This window comes from Cupriavidus sp. 01L46 (genome assembly GCF_056399905.1).
This window is the reverse complement of record NZ_JBFTSF010000049.1, coordinates 1-11,619: the sequence shown is the minus strand read 5'-3', so window position 1 is coordinate 11,619 and position 11,619 is coordinate 1. Positions and strand designations below refer to the sequence as shown.

The 11,619-nt window shown below is 65.7% G+C and carries 12 protein-coding genes; 6 read left to right on the top strand and 6 right to left on the bottom strand.

Annotation, left to right across the window (positions count from 1 at the left end; translation table 11 throughout):
- Positions 1-5: 5 nt before the first annotated feature.
- Positions 6-590 carry a glycerol-3-phosphate responsive antiterminator gene (locus AC1DS3_RS11495; protein ID WP_441641016.1) on the top strand — a complete coding sequence of 195 codons (585 nt, stop codon included), beginning with the start codon at positions 6-8 and terminating at the stop codon, positions 588-590.
- 53 nt (positions 591-643) lie between these two features.
- Here AC1DS3_RS11495 and AC1DS3_RS11490 read toward each other — a convergent pair whose 3' ends face one another.
- The 5 genes from AC1DS3_RS11490 to AC1DS3_RS11470 all read right to left on the bottom strand — a co-directional run bounded on the left by AC1DS3_RS11490 (position 644) and on the right by AC1DS3_RS11470 (position 4,912).
- Positions 644-883, bottom strand: a complete 240-nt coding sequence (locus AC1DS3_RS11490; RefSeq protein WP_441641017.1) for a hypothetical protein — start codon at positions 881-883, stop codon at positions 644-646.
- 79 nt (positions 884-962) lie between these two features.
- Positions 963-1,238, bottom strand: coding sequence for a hypothetical protein (locus tag AC1DS3_RS11485; protein ID WP_441641018.1), 276 nt, complete (start codon positions 1,236-1,238; stop codon positions 963-965).
- Positions 1,239-1,457: 219 nt separating this feature from the next.
- A complete protein-coding gene (locus AC1DS3_RS11480; protein ID WP_441641019.1) occupies positions 1,458-2,276 on the bottom strand; it encodes a LytR/AlgR family response regulator transcription factor in 819 nt (272 codons plus the stop codon).
- Between the two features lie 31 nt (positions 2,277-2,307).
- On the bottom strand, positions 2,308-3,396 hold the full coding sequence (locus AC1DS3_RS11475; protein WP_441641020.1) for a sensor histidine kinase: 1,089 nt from the start codon (positions 3,394-3,396) through the stop codon (positions 2,308-2,310).
- A 19-nt stretch (positions 3,397-3,415) separates the two neighbouring features.
- Positions 3,416-4,912 carry a DUF6622 family protein gene (locus AC1DS3_RS11470; RefSeq protein WP_477127186.1) on the bottom strand — a complete coding sequence of 499 codons (1,497 nt, stop codon included), beginning with the start codon at positions 4,910-4,912 and terminating at the stop codon, positions 3,416-3,418.
- A 382-nt stretch (positions 4,913-5,294) separates the two neighbouring features.
- On the opposite strand from AC1DS3_RS11470, the gene AC1DS3_RS11465 reads away from it, so the two are divergent.
- The 3 genes from AC1DS3_RS11465 (at position 5,295) to AC1DS3_RS11455 (ending at position 8,627) form a co-directional block, all read left to right on the top strand.
- On the top strand, positions 5,295-6,071 hold the full coding sequence (locus AC1DS3_RS11465) for a FadR/GntR family transcriptional regulator (RefSeq protein WP_477127185.1): 777 nt from the start codon (positions 5,295-5,297) through the stop codon (positions 6,069-6,071).
- 108 nt (positions 6,072-6,179) lie between these two features.
- Complete coding sequence (locus AC1DS3_RS11460) at positions 6,180-7,589, top strand: amidase family protein (RefSeq protein WP_441641024.1); 1,410 nt, start codon at positions 6,180-6,182, stop codon at positions 7,587-7,589.
- A gap of 33 nt (positions 7,590-7,622) precedes the next feature.
- Positions 7,623-8,627: a Bug family tripartite tricarboxylate transporter substrate binding protein gene (locus tag AC1DS3_RS11455; RefSeq protein ID WP_477127184.1), complete on the top strand. Its 1,005-nt coding sequence runs from the start codon at positions 7,623-7,625 to the stop codon at positions 8,625-8,627.
- Positions 8,628-8,675: 48 nt separating this feature from the next.
- On the opposite strand, the gene AC1DS3_RS11450 is transcribed toward AC1DS3_RS11455, so the two are convergent.
- Positions 8,676-9,485 carry an alpha/beta fold hydrolase gene (locus AC1DS3_RS11450; protein ID WP_441641026.1) on the bottom strand — a complete coding sequence of 270 codons (810 nt, stop codon included), beginning with the start codon at positions 9,483-9,485 and terminating at the stop codon, positions 8,676-8,678.
- Between the two features lie 265 nt (positions 9,486-9,750).
- Here AC1DS3_RS11450 and AC1DS3_RS11445 point away from each other — a divergent pair, with 265 nt between their 5' ends.
- Positions 9,751-10,446 carry a dienelactone hydrolase family protein gene (locus AC1DS3_RS11445; protein ID WP_441641027.1) on the top strand — a complete coding sequence of 232 codons (696 nt, stop codon included), beginning with the start codon at positions 9,751-9,753 and terminating at the stop codon, positions 10,444-10,446.
- A 39-nt stretch (positions 10,447-10,485) separates the two neighbouring features.
- Positions 10,486-11,307 (top strand): alpha/beta fold hydrolase, encoded by an 822-nt coding sequence (locus AC1DS3_RS11440; RefSeq protein ID WP_477127183.1) that lies wholly within the window; start codon positions 10,486-10,488, stop codon positions 11,305-11,307.
- Positions 11,308-11,619 lie beyond the last annotated feature (312 nt).

Sequence of the window (11,619 nt, the reverse complement as noted above, 5' to 3'; positions counted from 1 at the left end):
GCATCATGGATAAGTCACTCGGGGCACGCCTGACGCGGCACCCGGTCATCGCGACGCTCTTCGGTGTCGAGCAGGCCGATATCCTGATCGAGAGCCACGCCGAGGTCTGCATCGTTGCCAACGTGGAGCTGCGCAAGCTGCAGCCCGTGGTGGCCACGCTGACCAAGGCCGGCAAGTACGTCATCGTCAATATCGACAGCTGCGAAGGGCTGTCGCAGGACAAGGGCGGCGTCGAATATCTCGCCGATATCGGGGTGACCAGTCTCGTTTCGACCCGGGTGGCCACCATCCAGCGCGCCAACCGGGCCGGCCTGATCACCATGCAGAAGGTGTTCGTGACCGACCGTTCGACCTGGCCGCGCAGCGTCAAGGCGCTGGAGCAGAGCGATCCCAACCTGGTGCAGCTGATGCCCGCGCCCATGCTCGCGCATCTTTCCACCCAGGACCGCAAGGCGCTGCCGCCCATCGTCACTTCGGGGTTCGTCTGCAACAAGGACGACATCCGCAGTGCGATCCGGGAAGGCGCCGTGGCGGTGTCCACCAGCGACAGCAAGCTGTGGAACCTGAAGCCTTCTGAGCTGAAGTCCTGAAGCCTGATCGAGCGAAAGCACGCCTGTGCGTGCTTTCGCTCGCCGGGCGCCACTCAGCCCCGGCCGCCGTCGGTGTACGGGTCAACCTGGCGAGCGCCTTCGCCGAACGCGTCGAACTTGCCGGCGCGGCCACCGTCGGTGTAGGGGTCCACTTTGCCGGCCCGGAAGTTGTAGCCGTAGCGGTCACCGTAGAGGGTATGGTCCTGTGGGCTCGCGGCCTGGGCGGCGCCGGCGAGCAAAGCCGCTGCAAGCGCGGCGGCGGTGAGGGTGGCAATGGCAAATTTGTTGTGCATGGCGTGCTCCTTGAAAGCAAGGTTCGGCCTCTTGCGTGCCGTTGGATCTCGTGACGTTCGTGACGAAAAAGGGGCGGGGTCAGAGTGGAAAGATCTTCGGCTCGCCGGAGCCGGGTCCTATTGCCGGCCCGTGATAGATCGGCGAGCCGCACGGGAACGAGTTCGGGATCGCGGGCATTTCCGGCAATTCCGGCAATTCCGGCATGCCGGGCAGCTTCGGAAACTCGCCATAGCCGGGATCCCTGCGGATGATCATGGGCATGGGGTAGACACCGGTGCCGCCGGTCATGGCAATCCGGGTGGCCTGCTCAAGCTCGCTGAGGCGAGGCAGGTTTCCGATGGATAGGGTGGACATGGTCTTCTCCTGAGTGGGGTGTGATGGAGGAGCGCCGGGCTCGACGCTCCCCCTTCACCACGCACACGGCATGCCATGGCCCGGTGCCGCGCAGTGTGCGCGGGCGGGCATAAATCCGGTAGAAAACGATGGTGCCGCGCCAACACGCCGGGCAAGCGTCGGCGGCGCGCAGACACCTGCGCAGGATTGTTGCCCGTGACTTGCGCGACACCGTGGCGCCTACATCCCCTTGAACGCGTCCGCATAAAGCCGGCTGACCCCCAGCTTTTCCGGCCGGTCGCGCAAGGTCAGGGTGAGCTTGCCGCTGTCATCGCGCAGCGCGCTGGCAATGGCCGTGCAGCGTACGATGGTGCTGCGGTGGACCTGCCAGAAGCACGCCGGGTCGATCCGCATCTGCAGCTCCCGCAGCGACATGCGAATCAGGTGCTCGCGCTGCGCGGTGACCACCCGCACATACTTGTCCGCGGCCTCGAAATACAGCACCTCGTCAATCGGCACCATCGTGATGGTATTGCCGGCGCTGGCCTGGATCACCTGCAATGGGCTGGCCGCCGGCGCGGCTGGCGGCGCGGACATGCCGACGGCAAGCAGCGCGCGCAACTGATCCATGGCGGCGTCCAGCGATGGCGGGGCGGCCTGCGGGGCCGCACGCTGTTGCAACGTGGCTTGCAGGCGCGCGCAGGTCTTTGCCAGGCGGTCGGCCTGCACGGGCTTTAGCACGTAGTCGACGGCCGCATGCTCGAATGCGTGCAAGGCGTAATTGTCGTAAGCCGTCACGAAGACGATCAGCGGGAACGGCTTGGCCGAGTCGGGCCAGTCCTCGGCCAGGGTCTGCGCTGCCTCCAGTCCGCTCATGCCCGGCATGCGGATATCCAGGAACAGCAGATCGGGCTGCAACGCGAGCGCCTGTGCCACGGCGGCCTCGCCGTCGCCTACCGTCGCGACGATGTTCAGCGCCGGCCACAAGCGGGCCAGCTCCGCCTGGAGGTCCGCGGCCAGCAGCGCTTCGTCTTCGGCGATCAGGGCAGTGGTTCGCATGGAGGCGATATGGGGAGGGGGCGGCAGTGAATCAGGATAGCGGAAGGCGCACGACGGCCAGCGTGCCGCCGCCGCTGTCATCGCCGTCATCGCCAGCACGCAGCAGCTCGAAGCTTGCCGCTTTGCCGTAGAGCTGGGCGAGCCGTTCGCGCACCTGCGATGTGCCAAAGCAATCCGAGCCGGGCGGCAGCTCGCTCAAGCCCGCGCCGGTGTCGCGCACGCCAAGCACCAGCGTGCTGCCTTCGCGGCGGGCTGTCACCTTGATCCAGCCGCCCGCGACGATGGGCTCCAGCCCGTGCTTGATGGCGTTCTCAACCAGTGGCTGCAGCAGCAGCGGCGGCACGGGCAGGTTGGCCAGGCCGGCGGGCAGGTCCAGCTCGACCTGCAGCCGCGCGCCCATGCGCACCTGCATCAGCGCCAGGTAGTCGGCGATGCGATCGAACTCGCATGACAGCGGATGCGAGCCGGAGCGCGACGCCTGCAGCGTGGCGCGCAAGAACGAGATCACCTGGTTCAGCATCTCTTGCGCGCGCTGCGGATCCTGCCCGATCATCACGCGCAGGTTGCCCAGCGTATTGAACAGCATGTGCGGCTCCAGCTGCGACTCCAGCAAGCGCAGCTGATTCTCCGCGGCGCTGCGCATGGCCGCCTGCGCCCGCGCGTCCGCAGCCGCCATGCGCCCGCGTGCATAGTGGAAGTAAGAGATGCCGAGCGCCAGCACCAGCGCCACCGTCATGCTAAGCAGCAGGGCGCGCGGATTGCGCATCAGATCCGACGGCGTGCCGTGGCTACCGGTGAGCAGGTCGGCAATCGCATGCCCGCCAAAATAGCCCGCTACGCCGGACACGACGATCCACGGAAACATCCACTTCCAGTCCGGCCAGCGCCGCTGCGTGGTGGAAGCGCCCGGCGAGCCATCGGGCAGCCGGCGCGTGAGGCCATAGCGGCCCAGCTTCACCAGCGCCTGTATCAACATCGTGATGCACAGGGCATAGGCCAGGTTCATGCCAAACGGCTCGCGGAACACGACGGAGAAGAAGCCGGCGGCACCGAGCGCCACGGGCACGCCAATCCGCAGTTCGCGAAACAGCCAGGCCAGTGCCTTGGCGGGATGGCGCATGATGGGCTGTGGCCGGATTTCAGCCACCAGCAACGCCCCGGGACATCTCAGCCTGCGGGCGCCGCGCGCGCAGTTCCGCCGTGGTGCTGCCCTCGCCATGCGGCGTCCAGCCCGGCGGCATGAGCAAGTACCCAAGGAACGCGCGCAAGCTGCGCGCCCCCGCCAGGTCGCGCAGCAGATGCATCCACTGCGTGAACTCGATCCGCAACGGGTTCGCGCTCTCGATCGGATGCACAAGGCCATACCGGCAGGGCAGGTCCTCGCGCTCCTTCACGTAGGTGCCAAACAAGCGATCGAACACCACCAGCACACCGCCATAGTTCGCATCCAGGTACTCAAGGTTGGACGCGTGATGCACCCGGTGCGCCGAAGGCGTATTGAAGATCCCCTCCAGCCAGCCCAAGCGCGGAATCCACGTCGCATGAATCCAGAACTGATAGAGCAGGTTCAGCGACAACACGGCAAACACGATTTGCGGCTCAAAGCCAATCCAGGCCAGCGGCAAGAAGAACAGTGCCGTGCCGGTCAGCTTGCCGAGAACCCCGATGCGAAACGCCGCCGACAGGTTCAGCTGGTTCGGCGAGTGGTGCACCGCGTGGTTGCTCCAGAACCACCGCACCCTGTGCGCCGCGCGGTGATACCAGTAGTAGCAGAACTCCTGCCCTATAAACAGCAGCGGCAACGCGATCCAGCCGGTGGGATGAATCGTCATCCAGCGGTGCTCGAACGCAAGCCGCACCAGCGGCGCCGCGATCGACAGCGGCAAGGCAATGCCCACCGCGATGCGCGCCACCAGATCCAGCGCCGACACCCCGAACGCCCGCCAGTCGTAGCGCTGGCGGCGCGACAAGACGATGGCCTCGATCAAGGCGAATGCCAGTACCGACGGGGCCGCGATAAACAGCTGAAATTTCTCGAATGCGTTCATGACGGCAGGCCTGGACGTGGTTCGGGACAGGGGGGTGCTGGCTTCGGTTGCTGGCATCAGCGGCGGCCTGAGTGATMAGCCCGGCACGCTGTCAAGCATTGCCTGCCGGGTCAGCCTCCAGGTCACCAGGCTACGTGAGAGGAAGATACCGCTAACGGCACCATAGATAAAGCCGATCGGCGTTGCCACCCCGGCATGCCACAGCAAACCGGGGTTTACCGCCATGGCTGCGCTCACGCCGTAGCGGGTGATGAACAGGCAGAGGATCAACGCCAGCGGCACCCAGCTTGCGGGCACCAGCAGGCGGCGATCGGCCTCCAGCCAGCGAATGCCGCTCCAGGCGCCRATGGTGTGGGCCAGCGCCAGCGCGCAAGCCACGCCGATGCCCCATCCAAGCAGCGCGAGCGGCTGCGCGGAGAAGGCCGAGATGACGCCGCCCAGCGAGACCACCGCCATGGCCACGGGCACGGCCGTGGCGCGGGCCGGTGTCATTCGTCTGGGGACGGCTTGCGAGAGGCCGAGCGCGATCAGGCCCGCGAGCACGATCCAGACCCATCGGGGCGTGTGGAGGAGGATTTCAGTGAGCATGGGGGGCATCCAGTCTGGTCGGGGGAAACGCGATGGTGCTCATATTCGGCTGACACCGGCGCGGTGTGCAGGTCGCTGCGACGAAACGCCGGATGGTGTCGCGAAGCGCAGGCGGTGCGGGTCGGGTCGCCAGTGCGTGACTGCCGGTCAAAGCCAAAACGCGCATAGAGAACGCGAGCTCGCCTATTGGTCTCGCGCACGCGCAGTTCGATCTTTTCGACGGCCGGTGTGCGATCCGCCCACGCCACCAGTGCCGCAAACGCGCGCAGCCAGAAATGCACCACGGCTTGAGAAGCTCCCCCGCACCGGGAATACCCGTATTGGAAGAATCATCCAGCCGATCATAATCATGATAATTATGATCATAAATAGGCTGTAAGCGATGTCCAAGGACCMCAAGCCCAAGATCTCTGGCACCAGGCGCGTGAAGCGCTCGGACCAGGTGGTCACCGACATCAAGCGCTGGATCGTCCAGACCCACCAGAAGGTCGGCGATAAGCTGCCGCAGGAGGCGGCCCTCATCGAGCAGATGGGCGTGGCGCGCGGGACCGTGCGCGAGGCGCTGGCCGCCCTGCAGGTGCAGGGCCTGGTCACCGTCAGCACCGGGCCCAACGGCGGCGCCACGCTGGCGCAGCCCTCGTACGATCGTTGCCTGGAGGCTGTCTCCAACTTCCTGTACTTCCAGCCGGTCGACATCGCCACGCTGTACGCCTTGCGCCGCGCGGTAGAGCCCGAACTGGCTGCCAACGTGGCACTGCGCCTGACCGACGCCGACCTGGCCGAGCTCGATGCGCTGATCGGCCTGAGCCATCCGGCKCACGGAGGCAGCGCGGACTGGAACGAGCGGCGCGAAGCGGACCTGCTGTTTCACGACCGGCTGACCGATGCGTGCAGCAGCCCCATGCTGGCGCTGTTCTGCCGCCTGCTCAACGACATCATTCGCCGCGTGATCGTCGTGCGCAATGCGCAGGACAGTTTCGCGCGTTTCGACGATGAAATCATCCACAGCCACGCCGGCCTGATGGACGCCTTCCGCGCGCGCGATGCCGACCGTGCACGCGCGCTCATGCACGAGCATATGGAGCACGCCGAAGCCCTGGCCCTTGAGGCCGAATCACGCGTCGACCGGGGAAGCCTGCTGATGAGCCCTAGCGACTAAACCACCGCCGCGCGGGCCCGCTCGCCGGCATCCACCATCCGCCTCGCCAAACTCCCACTTTGCACTGGGGGCGGGATCGCTTTTGCCCGACATTCCTGGAGTCTCAACGTGAATACCCCCGAAACGCTGTGGCGCTGGAGCGCCGTCGACATTGCCGCCGCCGTGCGCCGCCGCGACATTTCCTGCCGCGAGGCCACCGCCAGCGCGCTCGCACGCATCGAACAGCTCAACCCGCGCATCAACGCGCTGGCAGAGGTGCTGGCCGGGCAAGCGCTGGCGAGTGCCGATGCGGCCGACCAGCTAGTCGCCAGCGGCGCGCAACTTGGCCCGCTTCATGGTGTGCCGGTCACGATCAAGATCAATGTGGATCAGGCCGGGCACGCCACCACCAACGGCGTGATCCCGCTCAAAGACAACATCGCGCGTGAAGACGCGCCCGTGGTGGCGCACTGGCGCAATGCCGGCGCCATCATTGTCGGGCGCAGCAACACCGCCACCTACTCGTCGCGCTGGTTCACGGACAACGGCCTGCACGGCCGCACGCTCAACCCCTGGGATCCGGATATCACGCCCGGAGGCTCCAGTGGCGGCGCCGCCGCCGCGGTGGCTTGCGGCATGGGCGCGCTAGCCCATGGCAACGACATCGGCGGCTCCATCCGCTATCCGGCCTATGCCTGCGGCGTGCCCGGCTTGCGGCCAACGGTCGGCCGCGTGCCCGCGTACAACCCCAGCGCCAGCGCCGAGCGCGGCATCACGCCGCAACTGATGTCGGTGCAGGGCGTCATGGCCCGCAGCATGGCTGACCTGCAGCTTGGCTATCACGCCATGGCGCGCTACGACGCGCGCGATCCGGCGTGGGTGCCGGCGCCGTTGGAGTTGCCGCCACCAGTGGGCCCGATCCGCGTGGCGCTTTTCAAGCACTGCCCGGGCATTCCCATCGATCCGGCGGTGAGCTGCGCCCTGGACAGCGCCGCCGATTGGCTGCGGCAAGCCGGCTACACGGTGGAAGAAGCCGCTTTGCCGGATTTCCTMGAAGCCGCCGCGCTATGGCGCACGCTGATCACGGACGACAGCCGCCGCAACATMATCGCCGGGGTGGACCAACACGGCGACGAAGCCATGCGGCGCAGCCAGCGCAACATGATCGAGGGCATGGCACAGACCAGCCGCGATGGCTTTCTCGATGCATTGGCGCGCCGCCAGACACTGGCGCGCAACTGGTCGGTCTTCCTGGATACCTATCCGTTGGTGTTGATGCCGGTGTCATGGCAGCGGCCCTGCGCGCAGGACGCGGATATCGGCACGCTTGAACAAACGCACGCCCTGCTCGACGCCCAGAGCCCGCTGCTCGCCACCGCCATGCTTGGCATGCCGGGCCTCTCCGTACCCACGGGCATGGCCGGCGCCATCCCCGTTGGCGTGCAACTGATGGCCTGGCGCTTCAGGGAAGACCTGCTGCTGCGAGCAGGGCAGGTCATCGAAGACGCAGCGCACTTCACACCATTCGCCGCCCGGTAATCCCCCCCCCCGCAAGCCAACCAGGAGCATCCAATGAACGACCGCAACCATAACGCCGCTGTGCGGCTCTCGCGCCGCGCCATGCTGGCCGGCACCGCCGCCGTCCTGTGTGCGGGCAGCGTGATCTCGCGTGCCGCGTGGGGCCAGGCCGTCTCGCGCATCATCGTGCCGTTCCCGGCGGGTGGGCCAGCCGATTTCATGGGGCGCTTGCTGGCGGAGAAGTTGAAGGATGCGATGGGCCGCATCGTGATCGTCGACAACCGTCCCGGCGCCGGCACCCGCGTGGCGGCCGAAGTCCTGAAGAACGCGCCCGCAGACGGCAACGCCGTGCTGCTGGCGCCAGTGGACCCGATGTTTATCGGCCCGCTGATCTACAACAACATGCGCTTTAATCCCGCTACCGATTTCAAGGCCGTCACCGACGTGGCCGGCGTCCAGTTCGGGCTGGCGGTGAGCGCCAGCTCGCCGATCAAGACGCTGGCAGATTTTGTCCAGGCGGCCAAGGCCCGTCCCGCCGAGCACGCCATCGGCATCAGCACCGTTGGCACGTTGCTTCATTTCCTGGCGGTGGAATTCGTTGCCCAATCCCATACGGGCAGCACCCTGGTGCCCTATCGCGGGGGCGGTGCCCTTGTCACGGACCTGATGGGCAACCAGATATCCGCCGGCATGGACGCAACCACCACCTTCATGGAATATCACCGCGCCGGCAAGCTCCGCGTGTTGGCGGTGGCCGGCGACAAGCGCGCCGATGCGCTGCCCAATGTGCCCACGTTCGCGGAGTCCGGATTTCCAAACCTGGTGACCTCGTCGCGCTATCTGCTGTATGTGCGCGCGGGCACCGCACCCGACGTGGCCGCGMAGTGGGGCGACGCCGTGCGCAAGATTCTCGCTATGCCGGACGTTCGCGAGAAGCTGGGGCGCACTGGATACGACCTGCTCTCCGGCGGTGCGCCGGATGAGGTCGCAAGGTATGCGAACGCCCTTGCCGCGCGCTGGACGCCGGTGATCAAGGCTTCGGGTTTCAAGGGGGACTGAGGGGGCGCCGATTCTCGACAAGCGGACGCAGCCCTCACGTCCGCTTGTTCAAGAAGCGACCTTCCCAAGAAAATCCCGCACGGCCCCGTTGAACAACGCCGGCCTCTGCAGCGGCGCGAAATGGCTCACGCCCGGCAGCAGGACCAACTCCGCCCCGGGAATGCTTCGCGCAAGGTATTCGGCATGTTCGTGTTTGATGAACTCATCATGTTCGCTCTGCACGATGGCTACCGGCACACGGATATCGGCCAGCGCGCGCGCCGCGTAGTTGGGCTGGGTCCTCATCATCTCGCTGACCGCACCCACGAAGGCATCGAACGCGTCTGGCGTTGCTGACAGTTGCGCATAGTCCATGGCGTGCCGGGCAAGGCATCGGTTGATGATCGCACCAGGCGAGATCGTCTTTGTGCCGCTGGGGTCCATGTTGCAGCCAAAGAAGAACACCCCCGCGACGCGCTCAGCGGCTGTCATGCCGAGGATCAAGGCGATGCATGCACCGTCGCTCCAACCCACAATGGCGGCCTTATCGATGTGCAAGGCGTCCATCACGGCGAGTACGTCGGACGCCATCAACGCATAGGTGAAGGGGCGGCCATCGCGCGTGCTGCGACCGTGTCCGCGGCTGTCGATGAGCACGGCGCGATGGCCGGCGCTGACCAGCGCCGGAACCTGATAGCCCCAATTGCCGCTATGGCCTAGACCCCCATGCAGCAGGATCACGGGAGTGCCGGCTGCCCCGTACGTGGCATACCAGATTCGGGCACCGTCATTGTCCACGTAGCCCGCATCGCCGGCGGCCGGCAGCGGCGCGGCGCCGTGCGCCTCGAAGTGGGTAAGGTCGTCATCGAAGGATTCCATTTTGAAATGACTCCTGGTGCAAACATGCGGCCAACGACATGACGATCGAGTGACGGCGACTACCGCGGGTCCCCGTTGCCATTTGCGAATTCTACTTAGCGGCAAACTATTGGCTCAGAAACGGCGTAGTCCAGGCGGCGCGCAACGCCGGCATCCAGGTGTTTTATGTGCCACATCATCGTGCCCGGCCGGACGCCGTCTCCAGCGATTTCGCCTATAACGGTACGGTGGTACTTCGGGCACACCAATGCAAGGGAGTCTTTCCATGGGCAAGCGCATCACCATCGACGTGGCCGACGGCAGCTTTGCTGCCTATCTGGCCACGCCATCCGCCAACGCGCGCGGTACCGCCATCGTCGTGATCCAGGAGATCTTCGGCATCAACGCGGACATGCGGCAGACCTGCGACGACTTTGCCAGCCAGGGCTTCGTCGCCCTCTGCCCCGACCTGTACTGGCGGCAAGAACCCAATGTGGAGCTGACCGACAAGTCCGAGGCCGAATGGAAGAAGGCGCTGGCGCTCTACACCGCGTTCGACGTGGATAAAGGCGTGGCAGACCTCGATGCCACCATCCAGGCCGCGCGCAAACAGCCGGGCGTGGGCGGCGGCGTAGGCACGGTCGGCTATTGTCTCGGCGGCCTGCTGGCTTTCCTGACGGCGATGCGCACCGACGCAGATGCCGCGGTGTCTTACTACGGCGTTGGCATCGACAAGCATTTGGCCGAAGCCAGCAAGCTGTCAGCGCCGCTGCTGATGCATATCGCCGAAGAAGACGAGTTCGTGCCCCCGCAGGCGCGCGCAACAATCATCGAAGCCCTGCGCAACCGCCCCAAGGTGGAAATCCACACCTACCCCGGCTGCATGCACGCCTTCGCGCGCAACGCCGGCGTGCACTACAACGCCGAAGCAGCCAAGGCCGCCAACGCGCGGACGCTGTCTTTCTTCCAGGCGATGCAGTAATCCGGCAGGTCCCGCAGCAACCCACAAGGAGGTCACTTCATGAGTGAGATCACTACCAAGGACGGCACGCACATCTTCTACAAAGACTGGGGCACGGGCCAGCCCATCGTGTTCCATCACGGCTGGCCACTCAGCGCGGACGACTGGGACGCGCAGATGCTCTTCTTCCTCTCCAAGGGCTTCCGGGTGATCGCACACGACCGCCGCGGCCACGGGCGCTCCACGCAGACCGACACCGGCAACGAGATGGACACCTACGCCGCGGATGTCGCTGCGTTGGCCGCCCATCTGAATCTGAAAAACGCCGTGCACATCGGCCACTCCACCGGCGGCGGCGAGGTGGCGCGCTACGTCGCGCGGCACGGCGCTGGCCGCGTAGCCAAGGCGGCGCTGATCGGCGCGGTGCCGCCGATCATGGTCAAGAGCGCCACCAACCCGGGCGGCCTGCCGCTGGAGGTGTTCGACGGTTTCCGCGCGCAGCTGGCCGCCAACCGGGCACAGTTCTACAAGGACGTGCCATTCCCGTTCTACGGCTACAACCGCGAGGGGGTAAAGCCATCCGAAGGCATCATGGCGAACTGGTGGCGCCAGGGCATGATGGGCGGGATCAAGGCGCACYACGAKKGCATCAAGGCGTTCTCGGAAACGGACTTTACGGAAGACCTCAAGAAGATCGATGTGCCGGTGCTGATCCTGCATGGAGACGATGACCAGATCGTGCCGATTGCGGATTCGGCTTTGCTGTCTGCCGAGTTGGTGAAGCACGGCACGCTGAAGGTCTACAAGGGGCTGCCGCACGGGATGTGTACGACCCATCCTGATTTGATCAATCGGGATTTGCTTGAGTTTATTCAGAGGTAGGGAGAGGACAAGGGGAATGTAGCAATTTCTGGCGTTCCCCTTGGCGAGCGGCGTGCGGGTTTGGCGTAGCCCGTGATGTGCGAGGTTTCTAGCCCCGCTGACGCGGGGGTGTCTCTTGGGGGTGGGGTTTTACTGCTTCTAGCTGCTGGCGCGGCTGTGCGGTGTTGGCCGTTTTGGAACGTGTGAGATGTCACTTTTCTTTACTCGTAAAGAAAAGATGGTATGAACGCGCCCCGTCCCCGCAGTGGAGCGCGAGGTGGCGAGACGGTAGTGTGGGTCAGGCAGAAAAGAGTCTGATGAGAGGGGGGGGCC

Bases quoted from the DNA above. Each gene is read 5' to 3' on its own strand.
- AC1DS3_RS11495 (WP_441641016.1), top strand. From the start codon at position 6: ATGGATAAGTCACTCGGGGCACGCCTGACGCGGCACCCGGTCATCGCG.
- AC1DS3_RS11490 (WP_441641017.1), bottom strand. From the start codon at position 883: ATGCACAACAAATTTGCCATTGCCACCCTCACCGCCGCCGCGCTTGCA.
- AC1DS3_RS11485 (WP_441641018.1), bottom strand. From the start codon at position 1,238: ATGTCCACCCTATCCATCGGAAACCTGCCTCGCCTCAGCGAGCTTGAG.
- AC1DS3_RS11480 (WP_441641019.1), bottom strand. From the start codon at position 2,276: ATGCGAACCACTGCCCTGATCGCCGAAGACGAAGCGCTGCTGGCCGCG.
- AC1DS3_RS11475 (WP_441641020.1), bottom strand. From the start codon at position 3,396: ATGCGCCATCCCGCCAAGGCACTGGCCTGGCTGTTTCGCGAACTGCGG.
- AC1DS3_RS11450 (WP_441641026.1), bottom strand. From the start codon at position 9,485: ATGGAATCCTTCGATGACGACCTTACCCACTTCGAGGCGCACGGCGCC.
- AC1DS3_RS11445 (WP_441641027.1), top strand. From the start codon at position 9,751: ATGGGCAAGCGCATCACCATCGACGTGGCCGACGGCAGCTTTGCTGCC.